Raw genomic sequence first — 18,990 nt, 5'->3', positions numbered from 1 at the left:
AAACAAACGAGGCTTAACCTTACAGTTAAGCCTCGGTAAATTGCAATTAACTTCTCAAAGCAATGTTGGATTAATCGTAAACCAACTCACCCTCTTCAAAACGGGTTTTCACTTCACAAACCATCAGAGCTGCACGTTGACCTATTGCGACGTGGCGGTTCGGGAAGACAATCGCTTCGTTTTCATTCTTCGCCATTAATGGTTTGTCGCCATCATGACCAAACACTTCGCCGTGAACAAATGAGGTGAAGTTTTCAACATTGTCGTCGAACATAAAGTCAAAGTCTTCGTTCAAACGAACGATTGTGCGACTTACGCGATACTTAATGCATGGTTTTGGTAAGTGTTCTGGCTTCGTTTCCGCAATCAAATTACGTAAAGACAAATCAAACGCGGTCAGTTTATCGAGGTCATTTTCACCGATACGAGCCACACGGCCAAGCTCCATTGTGAGAGCCTGCGCACCAAAGTTCTCGGCACTGTACCAGCTAAACGTGCTCGATGGTGAGTTTGACAGGAGCACTGCTTCAATGTGTGCACTGTCCAAGAAATCGATCAATGCTTTGCTGCGCACAGGATGACGAGTCTTAGGACTTACTGCAAACGTATAGTGCTTCGAGCCTCTAATCGCGCAGTGTAAATCAAGGTGCCAGCGTGTTGTCGGGTCGGTATCCTGATAAAAATCTCGAACAAGCAGCTTAAGCGTATCGGCGATAACAAGCTCTTTTGTCTGTTTGTGTTCTTTTTCGTCAAACAAACGGTTGAGGTTTTCTTCAAGGAATCGCGTGTGCGCCAGAGTGGACTCTGGGTGAGCGATAATGAACAGACAACGGGTATCGACCGTCTGGAACCCAGATTCTATGTCTTGAATAATGGAATCCACCAGCTCCATCGGTGCGGTTTCATCTCCGTGAACCCCACAAGAGATGATGATGTTCTTCGTATCCTGAGTATAATTCGCAGGGATTACTTCTAATACACCACGCTGATAGAGTTTAAGTTTTACACCGTTAGAAAGCACCTGCTCCGCTGGTGCGACATCAATATGAACATCTAACGTGTCAGTTAAAAACGATTGGCGAAAGAGAGACTTCGTCATGCGTTACTCCTTAATAGCACGGCGGATATGTTAATAAATTGTACAAAGGATTTTTGTTGCTGCGATCTCACTTATGAGTAGAAATCACTATTTCCCTCGAAAATCCGATGCCTTTTCGCGCCAGGCACTCAAATCAAGCATTGAGGCGTTTAATTTTCAAACAATTACAAAGTGTTAGGGCTGTGAACTTTACCACAGCCCTGATTAAGATCATTATGATTTGATCAAATTTTTGTAGCTATAAAGCAGATTATGCATCAACACTGCGAAAAACTTAGCCGCGCTGTGCGAGCAAACGCTCAAACTCATCGACTTTTTCACGCACTAGCTCAACACTCTGCTGCCAAAACGTTGGCTGGGTTAAATCCATCGACAGATGCTTTTCGACGACATCTTCCGCCATCATGCAGCCTGTATCGCGCAGCAAATTGATGTAATCGGTGTAAAACGCTTCGCCTTTGGTTTCTCGCTGTGCATAGATACCCTTGCTAAACAAGAAACCAAATAGGTATGGGTAGTTATAAAAGCTCACGCTATCAATAGAAAAGTGCAGCTTGCTTGCCCAGAAGTACGGATCCGGTTCGCTCATTACGTCGCCATACCATTCTTTCCAAGTTTCTGACATCAACTCACAGAATTCATCTGCGGTTAACTCTCCATCCTGGCGGCGTTCATAGAACGATTTTTCAAACTCGTAGCGAACCGGAATGTTGATCATTAAAGCTAGCGCAGATGACAACTCTTCCCACAACATCTCGAGCTTTTCATCAACGCTCTCCGCTTTCGAAATCAAATGATCACGAACGATGTTTTCTGCAAAGATAGAGGCGGTTTCTGCTAACGTCATTGGGTAGTAAGTTTGGCAAAGTGGCAAATCACGAATAACCCAGTTATGGAACGCATGGCCAAGTTCATGTGCCAGAGTCATAAGGTCTGAACGGCTGCCACTCCAAGTCATAAACACAAGTGGTGTTCGCGTTGCTGGCAGTTTGGTGCAGTATGCGCCAAGACGCTTGTTAGCATTTGGCGCGGCATCAATCCAACCATTTTGTACCATCAAACGGACAAACTCCGACATCTCAGGGTTTACTGTTTCAAATGCTTCACAAATAACATCAATCGCTTCATCAAAGTCGTAAACCTTCGCTTCACCGCTCAAAGCAGGCATAGCCGCCAGATGATTCCAAGGTTTCATCTCATCCAGACCATGTACTTGCGCCATCAATAAACCCGCTTTCTGACCAATAGCTCGACTGTCTTTGGCTACGGTCATCATCGCATTTAAAGTTTCAGCTTGGATTCGGCTACCATGCAAACTCGGCTCTAGGAAGTGAACTTCACGCTTCGTAGAACGCTTTTTGTTTTCAGTTAAGCGCCATCCTGCTAACGCATTCAAAATCGCAGCGAATGATTCTTGGTGCGTTTGCATTGCATCTTGTACGCCTCGCCACGCGGCTTCTTGACGCTCGAATTCAGAACCATAAAGAATGCTTGCCGCTTGAGAAAACCCAAGCTCTTCACTATTACCATCTGTGTACTCAAGCTTCACTTTCAATGAGCCAGTCAGGTTATCGTATAGGTTACCCCAAGCCGATTTGCCATCCACACTCATCGCAGCCAGTAACTGTTCTTCTGCGTTGCTAAGACGAGTATCCGCCAACTTTCTAGAATTCAAGATAGAAAAAGCTTGCCCACTGATATCAGGATTCTCATGGTCTAACACGCGCAAGATAAACTCTTCGTCGGCATGAGTTAATGTCAAATCAAAGGGACTGAACGCTTGGGAAAGCTCCGAAAAGATGCGGGTCATTTTACCAAGTAACGATTTCGCTTCGGCGTTTGTTGCATCAACAGAAGCATAACAACTCGCAAAATTTGCAACTGTACCCGCTAAACGACTCGCGGCTTCATTGGTTAAAATCGCATTTTGCATGATCTCTACGTTGCCACAATCTGCTGATTGTTTATTCAAAAGATCAATACATTGTTCCACAAGAGCAATATCGTCTTGAATTCGTGGGTCAGAAAGGTCGTTATAAACGATGGACAAATCCCAACTCGGCGTTGTCATTTCTATATTTCCTTTTTATGTAACTGAGTCAATTTTCGCTTCCTGCACCTAGCAGATGGGCTTCCACTGACATCTTCCGTGACTATGCCCGTAAGCAATATCGTTCTGGGCATTTTAATATTTATAAATTAACGAGTTAAAAGAGGTACGCCAATCGAACGCACCGAGGCGTAAATTTGCTCATCTATGGTAATTGTTACATGCGTGACAGAAGCGTTTCCTATCGACAACGTCGAATACCACTTTGGGTTACGCCAATCTAACTCCAATACATGAGCAAGAATCATACGAATGACGCCACCATGCGTGACGATAAGGAGATTGTCATTGATATCGTTGATGATTTGAGACCAAACGCGACATATGCGCTCAGAAAATGTGCTTAAGCTCTCAGCATTCGGCAACGTATGTTGTGCTGGCGATTGCCAAAAAGCATCTAGCTTTTTCCACTGCTCAGTGAGCAGATCAAAAGGCATACCATCAAAATCACCAAATGCCATCTCTTGTAAAGATTCATCCGTCATTACTGGTAATAATTGCTGTTCAGCAATGATGTTTGCCAGTTCTTGACAGCGTGAAAGTGGAGAAGAAATTATTCCACCCACACCTCGTCCACTCTCAGCCCAAGCCCGAGCAATACTCTCTTGATCAGCAGGCGTAACTTTTACATCTGTTTGGCCATGGAGTCCTGGTGGAGCGTCTACTTTTCCATGACGCACAAGATAGATATTGAGTGTTTTCATTTTGTTCCATCCTACTCTTTAAGAACCAACGGCAAACCAGCAGCAACCAAGGTAACGCGATGGCAAACACTGGCTAGTTTTTGATTCATCCGTCCTGCATTATCCACAAAATAACGACTAACCGCCCCCAAAGGTACAATGCCCATTCCAACCTCGTTAGAGACGAATATTAACGTCGCATCTGAGCCACGCACCACCTGTATAAGCTTTTCAATTTCTGCTTCTAGCTTCTCATTGGAACATTCATCACCTAACTCAAATATCCAATTGTTGAGCCACAAGGTTAAACAATCGACCAATACAACATCGGTGGTAGAGAAATTTGTCAGTAACTCAGATAAATGAAGGGGGCATTCATGCTCTTGCCACTCGCCCCCGCGTTGCTTTTGATGATGCGCTATTCGCTCTCGCATTTCTTGGTCAAATGGCAGCGCGGTTGCAACATAGTGTAATGATCGATGAGAAGCGATCGATAATTGCTTAGCTGTTTTTTCTGCCAAATGCGACTTCCCAGAGCGCGCGCCACCGAGTATCAATTGCTTCATGAGGAGTGATACAACCCAATCATAGTGAGATAAATAAGCAGTTCCGACAACTGTTGCGCTGCGCCAAGGCAATCCCCCGTAAAGCCGCCAATTCTCTTGGTTAACCAACGTTTGAACATCAAACGAAATACCACGAGAACAAGCGATATCAAGATCGCATCCGCGATACCAAGCACAAGCAATGTTACGCCACCAGTAAACAACAAAATGGAGACTTCTAGAGAAGACTGGCGACTTGCTAGCGGTTTACTTTTCGACGTATCACTGTCACTAACATAAGGCATGTCATAAATAAGCGTCGCAGCTAGTGCTCGGCTTACGGTGTAAGCGACGACAATGACCAACCAAAAGTGCGGCAAGTTAGCCAGTTCACTCCAAAAAACATACTTAGCCAATAACGCCATAATGAGAGTGGCGGCACCATAAGTGCCAATACGACTGTCTTTCATAATAGAGAGGCGTCGCTCTACGGTCATGCCACCGCCAATGCCATCCGCCATATCGGTCAAGCCGTCTTCGTGAAAAGCCCCAGTTAACAATAAGCTAAACACCATCGTTAATACTATGGCAACCGACTCTGGGAAAAAAATTGAGGTGAGCGAGAATACCAAAGCGCAAAGTGCTCCAAGCACGAGACCAACTAACGCGAAGTAACGGCCTGCCTGATTCATGCGTTCTTCACTGTAAGGCAACGCTTGGGGCACGGGTAAGCGGCTAAAAAAACTGGTAGCTAATAGAAATAACTCCCACTGGTATCTTAACGATGACGGCATGACTTTCTCAGAATTATCAGGGACTGACACTAAACTGTAACTCCTGCACTCTCGAAGCTCGCCATTTTGTTGTAAAACTGGGCAGCAGCTTTTAACAAGGGTAAGGCAAGAGCGGCTCCTGTTCCCTCCCCTAGCCGTAAACCAAGGTCGAGCAGAGGTTCTGCTTTAAGATGTTCCAATACAAATTTATGTCCATTTTCTTCAGAGCGATGGGCAAACAACATGTATTCACGCGTTTCTTCGTCTAACAACGTCGCAATATAAGCCGCTACCGATACGATAAAACCATCCACTAAAACTGGAGTTTTAAGCCGCTTGGCTTCTAAAAAAGCGCCCACCATTTGTACGATTTCAAAGCCCCCAACCTGTGCGAGAATCGATTTGGTATCAAGACCTCGACATCGGTTTACCCCCTGTGCTACCAGTTTATATTTGCGGCTCAACTGCTGTTGATTGATTCCGGTGCCAACGCCAACACAATAATCAATATCTAATGCGCTCAGCGCCGATAACAGTGCTGAGGCCGAACTGGTATTACCGATGCCCATCTCGCCGAACATCAAGAGGTTTGAACCATGCAAAATGGTATGCTCAGCAATCTTCGCACCATATTCTAAACCTAACGCCACTTGTTCTGGGGACATCGCTGATTGTTTAGAAAAATTAGCCGTACCGTTACCCAACCGTTGTTCAACCAAGTTGGGATGGGATTTAAATTCTGGAACCAGCACATCGATAGGAGCCAACATGCCGCAATCTATTACTTTGAGTTGAATGCCATTAATGTCGCAAAAACAGTTGATGGCTGCGCCGCCAGCGAGAAAGTTAGCCACCATTTGCTGAGTGACTTCGCTTGGCGCAATGCTCACGCCCTCCTCTGCAACGCCGTGATCTCCAGCAAATACCAGCATGCTTGGTTTGCAGATAGCGATGGAATCAACTGGCTGAGGTTTATCCTGGCTTTGAATAAGAGCTAACTGCAGTGCCACCTTTTCCAATAAGCCTAAAGAACCGACGGGTTTGGTTTTGTTATCTATGCGTGCTTGTATCTCCGCAGCAAAAGAGTCATCCATTTTTTACGTTCCTTTGATGTTGCCTGGGTGAGAGGTGTTCTGTTGTTCAAGAGGTCTTGTTCAGCGACAGTTTTTGCGCGCCCACTATTGTATACACTTGCATCCAATTGGGGCAGCGCTAATCAAGTTTATCTCAGGATAGTCTGCCGAGTTCGCAGAGCGTCTCACCTTTCTTGCACGAGATTATAAGTAACTCGTTGAAATCCGCTACAATAGCTTAGACTATGTTCCCATATAGGAGAAAAGATATGGATAACAACACCTGCGCAATCATCGCCGGTGCAACTGGCTTAGTAGGCTCAAAAGTCATTGCAAACCTCATAAATCAATCAGGTGTTGGAACATTATATTATCTTTCTCGCCGCCCACTCGATGGCGTCCTGGATGTGGACAATAAGCTTATTCCTCTCATTGATGCAGACCTTTCTATCCACCAATGGGATGAGAACCAACCAACACCAACCATCGGCTTTATCTGTTTAGGCACGACCCTTAAGCAAGCTGGTAGTAAGGATAATTTGCGTAGAGTAGATGTTGATCTGGTGTGTAAAGTCGCCCAACAGATGAAAACAATCGGAGTCAAACGCCTTGCGGTTGTTTCTAGCCTCGGTGCAAATAGTAAATCGCCATCCCATTACTTAGCTTGTAAAGGACAAATGGAACAACGAATCGAAGCTATGGATTTTGAGGAAATCGTATTTGTTCGCCCAGGCCCGCTTGTTGGTCAACGTCAAAACCCAAGAATGGACGAGAAGTTAGTACAAACTCTGTTTAAGGTAATTCGCCCACTTATGCTTGGCAAATTGTCCAACTTTTTACCTATTCGAGCAGAAGATGTCGCTAAAGCGATGATTTATCAACTTTTCAGTTATCAAGAAGACTCGGTGGTTTACTTACAAAGGAAAGAAATGCGTGACTTACTGCATCACTACGAATAACCATTTTGTACAATTAACGTGCTAATTCACACTCTCACGCGACTTAGATCTCGTTTTTATATTCATTTTAGATCTAGCTAATACCCGTTTGTCATTTTTAAAGTTATATCACGAGCGTTATCTTACGCTCCATAAATAAATCCGTATAAAACCCCGTATAAAAAACAACCGCCACTTAGGTTGGTTGATAAGGTCAAATTATGAATTTTGCAGTGATAGCCTCTCTAGCCGTCTTTGTTGGAATATTGTTCTTTCTATTTAATCAGCAACAAAAGAAACACACTCTTTCACGTCTCGTTTTGATCGGTCTTGTTACCGGTTCTCTTTTTGGTCTTGCTTTGCAACTCATTCACGGTGAAGGCAACAGCGCGATTGCTCAAACACTTGAATGGGTAGGCATTGTAGGCAGTGGCTACGTTGGTCTACTGAAAATGGTCATCATGCCACTAGTATTGGTATCGATGATCTCTGCAGTTGTTAAATTGGAGAAAGGTGGCTCTTTAGGTAAAATTTCTGGCCTGACCATCTCTGTTCTTCTAGTAACGACTGCAATTGCTGCACTTATCGGTATCTTGGTGACAACGACATTTGGCCTTTCAGCAGAAGGGTTAACTGAAGGTGCGCGTGAAACCGCTCGTATCGCCGTTTTAGAAAGCCGTGCCGGTACAGTAAGTGACCTAACTATTCCTCAAATGCTAGTTAGTTTCATTCCAACCAACCCATTTGCTGATCTAACAGGTGCTCGCTCGACATCGATTATCGCTGTAGTGATTTTCGGCGTGTTAACTGGTATCGCCGCTCGTAAAGTGATGATGGAAAAAGCAGAGTTGGAATCACCGATTCGTACTTTCGTAGAAGCTGCTCAATCTATCGTTATGCGATTAGTGAAGATGATCATGGCGCTAACGCCATACGGCATCGCAGCACTGATGGCAAAAGTGGTAGCGACATCAAGCGCAGGCGACATCCTAAACCTACTTGGCTTTATTGTGGCGTCTTATGTTGCTATCGCACTGATGTTTGTTGTTCATGGCGTATTAGTCTCTTTTGTCGGCGTTAGCCCTGCGGAATACTTTAAGAAAATCTGGCCTGTACTGACCTTCGCGTTTACATCTCGTAGCTCAGCAGCAACAATTCCACTAAACGTAGAAGCGCAAATCACGAAGCTTAACGTACCACCAGCGATTGCAAACCTATCAGCATCGTTTGGTGCCACTATCGGCCAAAACGGCTGTGCGGGTATCTATCCTGCAATGCTTGCAGTGATGGTAGCTCCAACAATGGGTATCAACCCACTTGATCTACACTTTATCCTGTCATTGATTGCGATTATCACCATCAGTTCATTTGGTATTGCAGGTGTTGGCGGCGGTGCAACGTTTGCAGCCTTGATTGTTCTTCCTGCAATGGGCTTACCTGTGACCATCGCGGCGCTACTTATCTCTATTGAACCATTGATTGACATGGCACGTACCGCACTAAACGTTTCAGGCTCAATGACTGCGGGTACAATTGCTAGCCGAGTGCTGAAGTCACCAGAAAGTGAAGCAACATTGGAAGAAACACGAGCATAGAACTCAAATTCCTTCCAAAGCGATAAACGTAAAATATCAAGCCGATGGTTCGCCATCGGCTTTTTTCATTTTCAAAAATTCAACTTGCATCTTTCGTTGCTAGTCAAGGCGTTGAATGGTCTAATACTGTCATCGGTTTTGTAAACGGTAAGCAGAATGCACCAAGATAACCAGCCCACTTTTTTCTTCTTTGATTATGAACCCAACGCTATAACCAACTAATTTTAAAAAACAAAAACAGAAAACCACCTTTATTCAGACGCAATTAGGACACATATAACTGGACTAAGTTCTAGTGGTATCAACATCCCTTTATCAAGAGTACACATTTGACAACCACGCAAGATCCGCATTCACTCAGAGTTGATTTATCCTATGGATACAAAAACGACTCGATTCAGGAATGAACAATAAGCTCAGTTGCCCAGAATAGATGGTTTACACTGTTACTAATGATTAAAATAAAGCCCCTTAAGGGGCTTTATTTAGTTCTGATAATTCGTTTGTTAGAAGGTGGCTCACAAACTTAGATCATCAGTTCATATCATCTTCATCTATATATATTGTGCGCGCTCCATCACAGCGTGGGCAGATCTCAAGCTCTTCTACCTGTTCGCCAAAGCAAGTATGACATTGCGCAAATGGCTTATCTTCTTCTGGATCGTATCCTGTACCACCGCAATTCCTACATTCTATAGTTACATCTCCACCGCGACCACAGCATAACGGGCAAACAACTTTTTCCATAAGCTCAGCTCTCATTTTTCAAAGTTAGATAAAATACAGTTAACTAAGATTACTCATAAAAGCTTGCGCGTTCTTTGAATTAGCTCCCATTCAAACGCCTTTCGGCAATGGGCCTCTTGCTTGAATAGCTTCAAGAAAAGCCAATCAATCAGCTTGATGGGCGAGCGCTTACCTTGTCGCACAAGGATATAACTCCAGCCGCTAATCGTGAGATCAGACTGACCAGTAAGCAAGTGCAGCACAAACATGTTCAGCGCCAACAGGACGCGCATAAATAGCGACCAAATTCGCCTCATTACAAAACTCCTATAAAAAAGAGCCTGGTTCTACAGGCTCTTAAAATAAAGACTTATCACGCTGAAATAGGCTTTCTCTGTGATTCATATTCATTAAAGCGAATCTCGATAATCTCTTCAGAGGTGAAGCCATGTTCAAGAAGCTCGGCATTGCTAAATTCCGTTGATTCTACTTCTTTGCCATTCAAGTCAATTTTCATATTACTCCGCCTTGTAAATGACTTTTAAGATAAACTTATCCCCACTGCCGGAAAGCACTGCTTCAAATGGCGACTTAAGCTGAATGCTGTTTGACGCACCGTTTAAAGTGACGCCTGCATCAGGGATAAAAAGAACGTCGTTCATTAGTCCTTTCAACTCAATGTCTGTTCCTGCTTGCTTACATCCCTCTTCAAGCAGAAGATTGGTAACGGGATTGGTCTTGTTGAAAACAATACGCTTATTCAGATAATCTTTAAGCGTCAAATTAACACTCGTTCCAGCCATAACAAACTCTGACTCAATCTCTCCAATTTCACATTGAAATTTTGCTCGGTCTAGCTTTGTAAGGCTTTTTATGTCCGAACCTTCCGGCAAGATGTACTCAGAAATCGAAACTGACTTCTTAGGGAACGTGACTTTCGAAAGTTGACTGGAGTTAGCCACAGTGATTGCGTGTAGAAAGTCTTGGGTAGCGACGACCTGATCAATATCAACTCGCGGGTATCCAACGATTTCTTCGCCCTCGGTTTCAACTCGAAAATAAGGTGGCTCTGAGCACACTAACTTTTTAATGCGAATAGTGTCACCGTAATTCATCGCATCAAAAACAAACACCCTGGTCTCAATCACATTAAAATCTATGATGTTCTTAACACCAACGTTCTTATTGGTTTTTAGACGCATCCAGTTGTCTAAGATACATTTGCCTCTAAACACAATGTTATGAGGAACGGATGTAGGACTTTGCTTCTGGAAGTTAATTTCAATGTTGTAGCCACCGCAATCATTGACTGTTAGATCATCAATTTCGATATCAATGCTTTCTGTTGCTAAGTCAGGCTCCAAATCGATGCCAGCCATTGGGTACGTGCCAGATATATGCTCAAAGTGAGCAATACCTTTAATCTTGATCCCCTTCCCTCGAATTACACTCATGCCTTGTCTACGTGAGTACGCACCATAAGGGTTTTCTATCGTGATATTGGATTTGTTAGTGATGATTAAGTAACTGTCACCCCAACACTTAACCACCCAAGGGTCTTTGATGTAGACGTTCTCTGCGTTGTAGTTAATTCGAATTCCATAACCCCACTCACCTGAGAATCCATCTACTGTATTGTTCGGGTTTGGTGTTGTAATGTGCTCATCTCTATCACCAATGATTCTTGGGTAATAGATCTTTGCGTTAGCCGAATCAATCCAAAGTACACAATAGCGATCAGAATCATTGGGCAATGCCTTTAGCTCAGCATTAGGCTCAAAGTAAAGTCGAGTGCTCTCCCTGGTTTCAATTCCTCTCAAGTCTCGATTTTCTAGAGAGCCTTTGTGCACCGCATTGACCATGTACCGCTTACCAGCACTCAATACAACATTATTGATTTCATCGATGGCGGTCTGGATCTCAATAGTATCGTCTCGAACACCGTCTCCCATGGCGCCCCATCCCTCCGGTCTTGCTTCCATCTTGACCGTCGGGTAGCCATTTCTTCCGCGTAAAATGTTTACATTGGGAGAGACGAACTCAAACGTTTTCAACGAACCATCTTGCTGACGGCATGTCATTGTCGCGGTGCCATAATCGTGGTTATCAACAAAGTTCGTAACCACACCCATCGGTTCATTCCAGGCATGCCAGTAGGTGGTTTCATCCAAAAACACACGGTCAGCGCCATCTGCAATTTGTCCCCAAATACCGGTGGTCAGATCGAGCTGTCTTTTTCCACCGCTTCCTGCTAACTGTCGCTTGCTAGTATGGCTTTTTGTCCATGGAACAGAAGCCACGCCATGCTCAATCCAAAACCCATTGGTAACATCATCTTCAAAGGTTGCCCCAGTTTCAAAAGGTAACTTAGAAGGGTCAGGAAGATGCTCGGAGTAAGAATTTGTACCTTTGGCACCAGTGTAATAACGCTGTAGTCGGTTAGTGACAGTTAAATTTGATTGCCAAGCAATCGCATTCTCTGAAATCGCAAAGCGTTTTTGAAACTCGTCGTCTTGCGTAACGAGCTGAGTATCAAATTTAAACTTCGACTCTCGACTTATTTTGGGGAAGCTGTCCCTTTTCCCTGCTGGAGTTGTCACTTCTTTGTCTTGATGTGCAATTTCATCAACGGTTTTGGCTGATGATTCAAGCGTGGAAGTGGCAGCCAGAGTGCGTTGTTCAATATTCTGGGTCATGAATAAACCTCATAAAAAAGCCCAGCGCGAGGGCTGGGCATTGAGTGCTTGAGTTTATGCGTAGGCATCCACGCGAGGGTCATCTTCGATAGCGGCGCAGCCGACCTCGAACTCCCCTTTTTGTTTGACTTGCTGCAGGATGCATTTCTTGTACATGGTGTCGGCTTGGCCAAACATGTATTCGCTTGGCTTTTTGCCCTTTTCACCCACGGCGATGATCTTTTCGGTTGGCTCATCGACCAGAATGACAATATCTGGCGCCTCAGTCGGCTCGACTCGGTACGGGCCATGCGTTCCTTTGTTGCCTCGGTTAAACAGCAAATAATGCTGCTTGCCTGGTTCCCATTCCAACAGTCCCGAAAGCTGCAGGTATTGATTGCCATCGGCGGCGTTTAGCGTTTCTATCACCTGACCTGATGCGCCCCAACTCACCGCATCGTGCGCCACCGGGATCACATCACCATAGTTCGACTCCCATCCATCCATATCCGTGATGAAGTCGATGTTAGTGCGTCGGTAGGCTTGAACAGCAGCATGGAATAGCCCTTCCCTTTTGGCCTGCTCTTCGTTGGTAACAAAGTTCAGCTTAAGTGGGTTCGGGTTGTAGCCGTTCTGCCCTGGCAAGGTACACAGCAAGGTTTCAGATTTTCGAGACTGAGGATTGAACCACTCGACTTCTACGCCGTCGTAGTCATCTTCCTTCACCATGTCGATGTCGACAGAAAAGCTGTCTGGCGTCATGTTCACGGGTGAGTATGGTTTGCATAGCGTTTCTCTTGGCTCATCGCGCCACATGCTGACCGTGCCAAGCTCGATGCGAGGGTAAGCGCGTCCCGTTTCGAGTAGCCTACGTAGCGCTTCCCAAAACGTGGTCGGTTGGTCAAATAAGCCATCACACTTATCACCTCGCGATTCCCATTTATCTCGGTAAGCCAGCAAGGTATCTAGGTCAATGGCATCGTCTTCTAGTCCTGCCCCGTACACATCATTGCGGCAAGCATCAATGACCGCATCCGCAATGGAGCGAGTTGGCTCTTCTACATACCTGCCGTCGTCTTGGCGAACAGGCAAGATGCGCGTCGAATCATTCCAGTATTGGCTATTGGCCTGCTGACTGAGCGAGTTAGTGGCTTTGATTTTCAGCGTGATGATGGACTCTTTTTCATTCGTATAGGTTTTCTGAATGACGGACTTCAGCCCCATCCACTGCACTTCATCAAACACTTTAGTCGCTTTGGTGACGGTGCTCATACGACGACAGCCCACTTCCCAACGCCCTGGTGCGAGTCCCATTTCCTCTTTCAACCAAACGGTGATGCGCTGCGGCGTGTTATCGCCTTTTGTCAGGGTTAACTTATGGGTTTGATAAGCCTGATTCGTGCCCTCTGGCCGCACACGCACTTGCCATTCACACGTTCGAGCGTTGATGTCACCATTCTTGTTCATGGTGCCAAGGCCGCGAGGGAAGATAAAATCCAGTCCCACATCAAGCGCGGTCGCATTGCTAGGAACGCAAAGAAAGTCACCGACCCATTCAGCTTCTCGATCCCGTTCTAACACCGAAATTTCTGCGCTAGGCGTATCTAAGGTAATAAAGCCATTCCAACCAGGTACTTCTTCCAATGTGATGGAGTCCACCAAAGCTAGAGTGCCGTTACTGTCTTTACACACGTAGGTACCATCATTGCCCACCGCCTCATAAATCCGAACATAGACGTTGGTCATAGGATGGAATCGCGTAACTTCAGTACCACCATCCGGTTTGACCCGAATGCGATTCCCTGCAAGCAAAGCGGTGACAATGTAGGTACCCGAGTTGATCCCTGCGCCCGTGATTATCATCCGATCATTCACCGCTAACGTTCCCCAACCTAATGGGTTTTCAATTTCGTCCGGAAGCTCTTCAGGGTCGATAACGTCACCATCATCGCCCATATCATGAAAGTGGATGTTGCCCTCAAAGTAGAGGCTTTCCTGAGTAGTGGAGGTGATAACCACATGCTGACCTGCATCCCACGGCCACTTATCGCGGCGCAATGTCGACGTGTAATCACCATTGCCTGTGTGGATGCTGTAGTTAGACCACAGCTCGACCACCTTGCCACGAAAACGCGCTTCGTTGCTGCTGGTCTCTGCGACCCAATCCGAGGTCACGCCATCGAGCTTTAAGCCGCCTTGACCATCGGATGAACCGACCTCTTTGGAAGTCCAGACGATGTGATGGAAATGATCCACCACTTCACCAGGCTTATATTCCCGGATTTCAATGTCGGAGTTGTCTGGTTTGATTTCCGTCTCACCAATAACGTGACGATGGTAAAGAAACTTGCCAATGCCCTGAGAAAAGGTCTGGTAGTAATACTGCTCGTTGTTTTCGTACTCCCACCAATCCGGTGCAATGATGTCAGGGTAATGCGGCATGCGCCCATAACGCACTGGAACGGGGTTACCAAGTTTTGGCTTATTGCCTTGGCCGTTGTAGTTGTACACCGAGCTGGCTTGCTTGGTGTTTTGGTTGCCGCTCATGTCTGGCATGTTCATGTACATGTAGACAGCAGATGCCGCTGACAGGGCTAACGCAGCATAGACAAGCCAATCCACACCAAAGCCGATTTTAGGGCGAATACTTACCACATCTCGCTCGCTGATGATCACATTGAAATCATCGAGCCGGTTAAAATTTAAAGTGGCGTTGAAGGTCTGGTTTGGGAAGTGTTTTTCTAGCCAATCCGACAAGCGAGTGCCAGCATCGACAGTATGAACCTTGCGTTTATCCTTTCGAATCGGATGTTGAAACTCGACAATGTGTGGCATGACGATAAAACTCCACGGTATCAAATCGGCGGCGGAACTGGTTTAACGGTTCAATCTTGACGGTGCAGCCAAGGGTATGGATGACATAACCTGGCATTTGCTCGGCGCTGAATACACCGCAATGCCATTTGCCTTTCCCAGAGGCGGCGACCATACACAGGTGCTCTGGCTTTTGAATCGGTTCGATTAACTGACCTTGATAGCCATCAATCAGCTCATGGGCGTAGTCTGGTGTGACAAACTGGTCCATATGCTTGGGCAGGTTTTCAAGGTGCAAGAAACGCTGCCATGCCTCACGCACAAGCAGGACGCAGCCGTCCACCGGAAAGTGCCCATCTGGCAGCGATTTAAAGTAAGCAATCATGGATGGTTTACTCATATGTACATCAACCCTGGGTGCGTAACGTTGTTGTAAATCGGGCGCATGAAGCGTCGGTTGGTCAAATCTTTCCATGAGTTCGTGAGAGTCACGGTCATGGCAGTGATTTTGGCCGAGGACATGGTGAGACGAATTCGCTTGTTGCGCGGCTTGCTCAAGTCGTCGGTGTCGTATTCGCGGTAAATGCTCACGACTGGAATCACGGGTTCGTGTCGCTTGGCGGTTTCAATCGCCTTAGAGAGCGTAAGGTCGGTATTGGGCGCGGCCACGGTCAGGGCTTCTTGTCCTTTGGTTGCCTTGTCGGGCAACTGAAAAGCAAACTGACCAGCTGTGAACCACACCCACTCGCCTGACTCAATTCCAGCATGTAGGTCAATTCCGTCCTTCACATAACGCAACACCCCTCCTGGTAAGGAGGGGTGTTGATATTCAATCGTTGCTATGATCACGTTTGCCTCACTATGGCATTTTGAATACGGCCTCTTCGGCAGCTAACGCGGCCTTTTCGATGCCAGATAAAGTATCTCGGGAAAGTACACGAGCGGTGTAGCGCTCCAGTTTTAAAGCGCGGAAGGTTTGCACTTTGGCTTTAAGTTCCCATATGGAACCAAAGTCTTTGCGACCACCTTTATAAACGAATGGGGTGTCCTCGCCTGGTGTGGCGGTAAACTGGCACTTATGTACTTCAAGGTCGTAGTCGCCCGTTCGAAGCGGCAAATAGAACCACTCCACGCCTGCTTCCAGTTCATTGAATACCCAGCTCTCGAACACCTCTTTTTGCTCTCCGGTGAACCGGAATGGTAAGACAAATTCAGCAGGGGCTATGCGAGAGCGACGACGCATGGTGGCCAAGCCCAAATCCATCTTTGAGCGTATGACCGTTTTGCCATGTTGATACTGATACCCTTTGGATTTTGGCAACGGCAATATGCCGTTACCAAAATACTTGCACGGGTAAAGGATCACATTCGGGTTCAATTGTGCCAACACTTCAGGTTTGACGGTTGCCATTATTTGAATCCTCCTGGCTGAACGCCAAGCGTTTTAGAGATATAGCTAAAGTATTTCCCACCACTTTGCGCATCCTTCATCATGATGTTGAGGACTTTGTTCTCGTCATCAATCTCAGCGTGAGTACCAGGCTCAGCTTCATGAATAATGATGGTCCAAGGTTGGGCGCTCGCTCCGCTCCCGTTCGCGGCCATGCGGTTTTGGTAGGCCATGGTCGGGTCGTTGGCAGCAAATGGTTGGCGGTACATTGCCATGGTGGCGCGGTACATTTGGTCAATGCGTCGCGCTGACTCATTGGTGTAGACTCGCTCACCTGCTTTTAACGTCCAGTTTGACTCACTGCGACCTGCGAACATTGGCACTTCTTCAATGCCGTTGTGCGCCATGCCTGCGGCAGCTTGCCCCATGATTAAGCCTGCGCTGGCAGCAGCCAAAGTACGAATGACCATTGCTTGACCGACACCTGCAATTGGACCCAAACCGATAGGCGGTGGAGCCAGTGCTGCGGTAGCGGCAACTTCACCTTGCATATAGACCTGAGCAGCAGCCATGGCTTTTTGCGCAGCGAATGCCGCCTTTTGAATGAACGAGCCTTGTTTGGCGGTTTGTTCAATCAATGATAGGCCTTGTGAAGCTAAGCCAAACTTCATCGAGAGGACGGATTGCTCAATGCGTTTTTCCGTATCGGCTCTCTGTTTGGACGCACGCTCTGCCGCTTTGGTTTTGGCATCTTCTTTTGCGATATAAGCGTCAATTTCTCGCTGAATCGCTTCATCTTGCTTACGCTCAAAATCTTCAAGCTCGGTGTCGTAGAACTCTTTCTCGCGCTCTTTGTACTCCGCTTTAATTGCAGCCAGTGAATCAAAACCACGCTGCTCAATTTCTTGCTCTGAGAGTTTGAGGTTTTCAATATCTTCAAGGCGCTGCTCATGCGAAAGCTTTAGTTTTTCGCGTTCATCAGCGTATTGAACATCGAGCGCAGCAAGGCGCTGTTGACCTGCCTGTTGTTGGCGTGCAATCTCTTTTGCACTGGTCGAATCGCCAGAACCGTCGTCATCATTGGCAGGCTTGACTGATGGCTGAGGCACGTCGTAGTTCATGCCAAAGCGCATTTTGTTATAGCGCTTTTGCTGGCGCTCTATCTCTGCGTCGATCTCCTCTATCTGCTTTGTTAACCGTCCAAAATCGGAATTGAGATTAAACAGCTCATTCTCACTACGACCAAGTGGATTAAAACGGAGTAAGCTGTCAGCATCGACACCTTCATACTCTTTAAAGGTATTATTTACCTCTCTCAACTCACCACTAAGTACCTTTCTCTCGGACTGCAACTCCTGTATTTTTTTACTTAGGCCATTTACTGTTCTTGGGTCGTCTGACCAACTATCAAACAGCGATCCCCAATAATCGGTGGCCACCACCATTTTGTCAGTGAACCAATCAATTTGATCACTGGCTCCGAGAACGGCGTTAGCAAATGACTTTTCTAGCTTGAGGCCAACGTCCTTGAGCTTTTGGTCCATTTCTTTGAACTTCTCAATGTCATACTCCGACATCGACACGTTCAAATCATCGAACTTATCCGTTAGTTCGTAGAGTTTTTGCCCTTGCTTATCGAGCAATGGCATCAAGGCCGAGGCATCGTTGGCAATGCTTTCCAGATAGAAAATCTGGCTTTTCATCGGCACGTTGGCAGCGTCCATCGCAGTCTTGACCGCAATCAGAGCTTCTGGACCGGAGAGTTGTTGGAGCTTCTCAATCGTGAGGCCGACTTTAGGCGCGATGTTCTCCATAAAGTCGGCAAACTCACCGCCTTCGTTCTCAGAGAAATCACCCAGCTTATCGTTCACATCCTTGAGGATGTCTGCCATGTTTTCGCCACTGATGTTGTATTGCTCAGAGGCGTAACCCAAGGCTTGAATTTGTTCAACAGAGGTTTGGGAAACGGTGGCCATGCGCTCTATTTGACGCGCATGTTCCGCTTGACGGGAAATGAGATAACCCGTTGCGCCAGCTACGGCACCAAGTCCGGCGGTCACCGCACCTGTAATTTCTAACACACCTTTGGCGGCAATTTTTGCGCCGTCTGCGGTGCTTTCTAATGATTTGCTGAGGCCTACGTTTTCATCATTTGCAGCTTTGGCTTCTTTGGTGTAGCCACGCAGCATCTTTTTGGCGTAATCCACGTCCTTCTGAAACTTGGCGGTTTCAGTATTGAAGCGGATATTAAAATCAGCTATCTGGGCACTCAATACGGAATCCTCCTGCTGATTCGCTCAATGCCATCAGCTCTTCATCAGTGTATTCGTGGGGTTCTTCGGGCTCGTCGGTCACGGGTAGGAAATCACGGTATGAAACAGGCTCGTCTAACTTCACTCCTGCTGCCATGGCCGTGATATTCCAGTTAGACGCACAACTAACAGCAAAGCGCCAGTTATCCATGTGATGTGAAAAGCCCTGCTCCGAGAAATACTCTCGCCATTCGATGACCGTTTGACAGCTAATGGAAGCCAGCATGGTTCGCCAACAGATATGACCAAACTCGCGA

The 18,990-nt window shown here is 46.3% G+C and carries 17 protein-coding genes; 2 read left to right on the top strand and 15 right to left on the bottom strand.

What is annotated here, in order from left to right:
- Window positions 1-70: 70 nt before the first annotated feature.
- The 6 genes from MTF70_RS11475 to cobT all read right to left on the bottom strand — a co-directional run bounded on the left by MTF70_RS11475 (window position 71) and on the right by cobT (window position 6,304).
- Window positions 71-1,099, bottom strand: a complete 1,029-nt coding sequence (locus MTF70_RS11475) for a succinylglutamate desuccinylase (RefSeq protein WP_005377878.1) — start codon at window positions 1,097-1,099, stop codon at window positions 71-73.
- A gap of 274 nt (window positions 1,100-1,373) precedes the next feature.
- The gene (locus MTF70_RS11470; protein ID WP_130546029.1) at window positions 1,374-3,170 is read right to left on the bottom strand and encodes a M3 family oligoendopeptidase; all 1,797 of its coding nucleotides are present in this window, start codon (window positions 3,168-3,170) and stop codon (window positions 1,374-1,376) included.
- A gap of 128 nt (window positions 3,171-3,298) precedes the next feature.
- Complete coding sequence (cobC, locus tag MTF70_RS11465) at window positions 3,299-3,913, bottom strand: alpha-ribazole phosphatase (protein ID WP_115385893.1); 615 nt, start codon at window positions 3,911-3,913, stop codon at window positions 3,299-3,301.
- Between the two features lie 11 nt (window positions 3,914-3,924).
- Entirely contained in the window at window positions 3,925-4,458 is a 534-nt protein-coding gene (gene cobU / locus MTF70_RS11460; RefSeq protein ID WP_137281904.1) for a bifunctional adenosylcobinamide kinase/adenosylcobinamide-phosphate guanylyltransferase, read from the bottom strand.
- The gene (locus MTF70_RS11455; protein ID WP_176311286.1) at window positions 4,455-5,231 is read right to left on the bottom strand and encodes an adenosylcobinamide-GDP ribazoletransferase; all 777 of its coding nucleotides are present in this window, start codon (window positions 5,229-5,231) and stop codon (window positions 4,455-4,457) included. Before MTF70_RS11455 ends, cobU begins: the two co-directional genes overlap by 4 nt.
- Window positions 5,232-5,260: 29 nt before the next feature.
- Window positions 5,261-6,304 carry a nicotinate-nucleotide--dimethylbenzimidazole phosphoribosyltransferase gene (gene cobT, locus MTF70_RS11450; protein WP_205460917.1) on the bottom strand — a complete coding sequence of 348 codons (1,044 nt, stop codon included), beginning with the start codon at window positions 6,302-6,304 and terminating at the stop codon, window positions 5,261-5,263.
- A 248-nt stretch (window positions 6,305-6,552) separates the two neighbouring features.
- Between cobT and MTF70_RS11445 the strand changes: the two genes are divergently transcribed.
- Window positions 6,553-7,242, top strand: coding sequence for an NAD(P)H-binding protein (locus tag MTF70_RS11445; RefSeq protein WP_053350419.1), 690 nt, complete (start codon window positions 6,553-6,555; stop codon window positions 7,240-7,242).
- A gap of 200 nt (window positions 7,243-7,442) precedes the next feature.
- A complete protein-coding gene (locus MTF70_RS11440; protein WP_005377885.1) occupies window positions 7,443-8,816 on the top strand; it encodes an L-cystine transporter in 1,374 nt (457 codons plus the stop codon).
- An 800-nt stretch (window positions 8,817-9,616) separates the two neighbouring features.
- Here the strand turns inward: MTF70_RS11440 and MTF70_RS11435 are convergent.
- Genes MTF70_RS11435 through MTF70_RS11395 form a run of 9 tightly spaced genes read right to left on the bottom strand, consistent with a single transcriptional unit; the run spans window position 9,617 to window position 18,959 of the window.
- Window positions 9,617-9,859, bottom strand: a complete 243-nt coding sequence (locus MTF70_RS11435; protein ID WP_248394026.1) for a hypothetical protein — start codon at window positions 9,857-9,859, stop codon at window positions 9,617-9,619.
- Window positions 9,860-9,915: 56 nt separating this feature from the next.
- Complete coding sequence (locus tag MTF70_RS11430) at window positions 9,916-10,059, bottom strand: hypothetical protein (RefSeq protein ID WP_248394024.1); 144 nt, start codon at window positions 10,057-10,059, stop codon at window positions 9,916-9,918.
- A gap of 1 nt (window position 10,060) precedes the next feature.
- Window positions 10,061-12,238: a hypothetical protein gene (locus tag MTF70_RS11425; protein ID WP_248394022.1), complete on the bottom strand. Its 2,178-nt coding sequence runs from the start codon at window positions 12,236-12,238 to the stop codon at window positions 10,061-10,063.
- Between the two features lie 54 nt (window positions 12,239-12,292).
- Window positions 12,293-15,052, bottom strand: a complete 2,760-nt coding sequence (locus MTF70_RS11420; protein ID WP_248394020.1) for a host specificity factor TipJ family phage tail protein — start codon at window positions 15,050-15,052, stop codon at window positions 12,293-12,295.
- The gene (locus tag MTF70_RS11415) at window positions 15,009-15,431 is read right to left on the bottom strand and encodes a hypothetical protein (protein WP_229636717.1); all 423 of its coding nucleotides are present in this window, start codon (window positions 15,429-15,431) and stop codon (window positions 15,009-15,011) included. Before MTF70_RS11415 ends, MTF70_RS11420 begins: the two co-directional genes overlap by 44 nt.
- Window positions 15,428-15,880, bottom strand: coding sequence for a DUF1833 family protein (locus tag MTF70_RS11410; protein WP_229652147.1), 453 nt, complete (start codon window positions 15,878-15,880; stop codon window positions 15,428-15,430). The genes MTF70_RS11415 and MTF70_RS11410 overlap by 4 nt, the downstream gene beginning before the upstream one ends.
- A 10-nt stretch (window positions 15,881-15,890) precedes the next feature.
- Window positions 15,891-16,442 carry a hypothetical protein gene (locus MTF70_RS11405; RefSeq protein WP_025500492.1) on the bottom strand — a complete coding sequence of 184 codons (552 nt, stop codon included), beginning with the start codon at window positions 16,440-16,442 and terminating at the stop codon, window positions 15,891-15,893.
- Window positions 16,442-18,694 (bottom strand): hypothetical protein, encoded by a 2,253-nt coding sequence (locus MTF70_RS11400; protein WP_248394018.1) that lies wholly within the window; start codon window positions 18,692-18,694, stop codon window positions 16,442-16,444. The genes MTF70_RS11405 and MTF70_RS11400 overlap by 1 nt, the downstream gene beginning before the upstream one ends.
- The gene (locus tag MTF70_RS11395) at window positions 18,675-18,959 is read right to left on the bottom strand and encodes a phage tail protein (protein ID WP_025500496.1); all 285 of its coding nucleotides are present in this window, start codon (window positions 18,957-18,959) and stop codon (window positions 18,675-18,677) included. The genes MTF70_RS11400 and MTF70_RS11395 overlap by 20 nt, the downstream gene beginning before the upstream one ends.
- Between the last annotated feature and the right edge of the window lie 31 nt (window positions 18,960-18,990).

The organism is Vibrio sp. 2CM40D, assembly GCF_023161825.1.
In the GTDB taxonomy this organism is placed as follows: domain Bacteria; phylum Pseudomonadota; class Gammaproteobacteria; order Enterobacterales; family Vibrionaceae; genus Vibrio; species Vibrio alginolyticus.
This window is presented reverse-complemented; position numbering and strand designations above follow the sequence as displayed.

Excerpts from the sequence above, each read along its gene's own strand:
- MTF70_RS11420 (WP_248394020.1), bottom strand. The coding sequence starts at position 15,052 with ATGCCACACATTGTCGAGTTTCAACATCCGATTCGAAAGGATAAACGC.
- MTF70_RS11470 (WP_130546029.1), bottom strand. The coding sequence starts at position 3,170 with ATGACAACGCCGAGTTGGGATTTGTCCATCGTTTATAACGACCTTTCT.
- MTF70_RS11475 (WP_005377878.1), bottom strand. The coding sequence starts at position 1,099 with ATGACGAAGTCTCTCTTTCGCCAATCGTTTTTAACTGACACGTTAGAT.
- MTF70_RS11430 (WP_248394024.1), bottom strand. The coding sequence starts at position 10,059 with ATGAAAATTGACTTGAATGGCAAAGAAGTAGAATCAACGGAATTTAGC.
- MTF70_RS11395 (WP_025500496.1), bottom strand. The coding sequence starts at position 18,959 with ATGCTGGCTTCCATTAGCTGTCAAACGGTCATCGAATGGCGAGAGTAT.
- cobT (WP_205460917.1), bottom strand. The coding sequence starts at position 6,304 with ATGGATGACTCTTTTGCTGCGGAGATACAAGCACGCATAGATAACAAA.
- MTF70_RS11455 (WP_176311286.1), bottom strand. The coding sequence starts at position 5,231 with ATGCCGTCATCGTTAAGATACCAGTGGGAGTTATTTCTATTAGCTACC.
- cobC (WP_115385893.1), bottom strand. The coding sequence starts at position 3,913 with ATGAAAACACTCAATATCTATCTTGTGCGTCATGGAAAAGTAGACGCT.
- MTF70_RS11440 (WP_005377885.1), top strand. The coding sequence starts at position 7,443 with ATGAATTTTGCAGTGATAGCCTCTCTAGCCGTCTTTGTTGGAATATTG.
- MTF70_RS11415 (WP_229636717.1), bottom strand. The coding sequence starts at position 15,431 with ATGAGTAAACCATCCATGATTGCTTACTTTAAATCGCTGCCAGATGGG.
- MTF70_RS11435 (WP_248394026.1), bottom strand. The coding sequence starts at position 9,859 with ATGAGGCGAATTTGGTCGCTATTTATGCGCGTCCTGTTGGCGCTGAAC.
- MTF70_RS11405 (WP_025500492.1), bottom strand. The coding sequence starts at position 16,442 with ATGGCAACCGTCAAACCTGAAGTGTTGGCACAATTGAACCCGAATGTG.
- MTF70_RS11425 (WP_248394022.1), bottom strand. The coding sequence starts at position 12,238 with ATGACCCAGAATATTGAACAACGCACTCTGGCTGCCACTTCCACGCTT.
- MTF70_RS11445 (WP_053350419.1), top strand. The coding sequence starts at position 6,553 with ATGGATAACAACACCTGCGCAATCATCGCCGGTGCAACTGGCTTAGTA.
- cobU (WP_137281904.1), bottom strand. The coding sequence starts at position 4,458 with ATGAAGCAATTGATACTCGGTGGCGCGCGCTCTGGGAAGTCGCATTTG.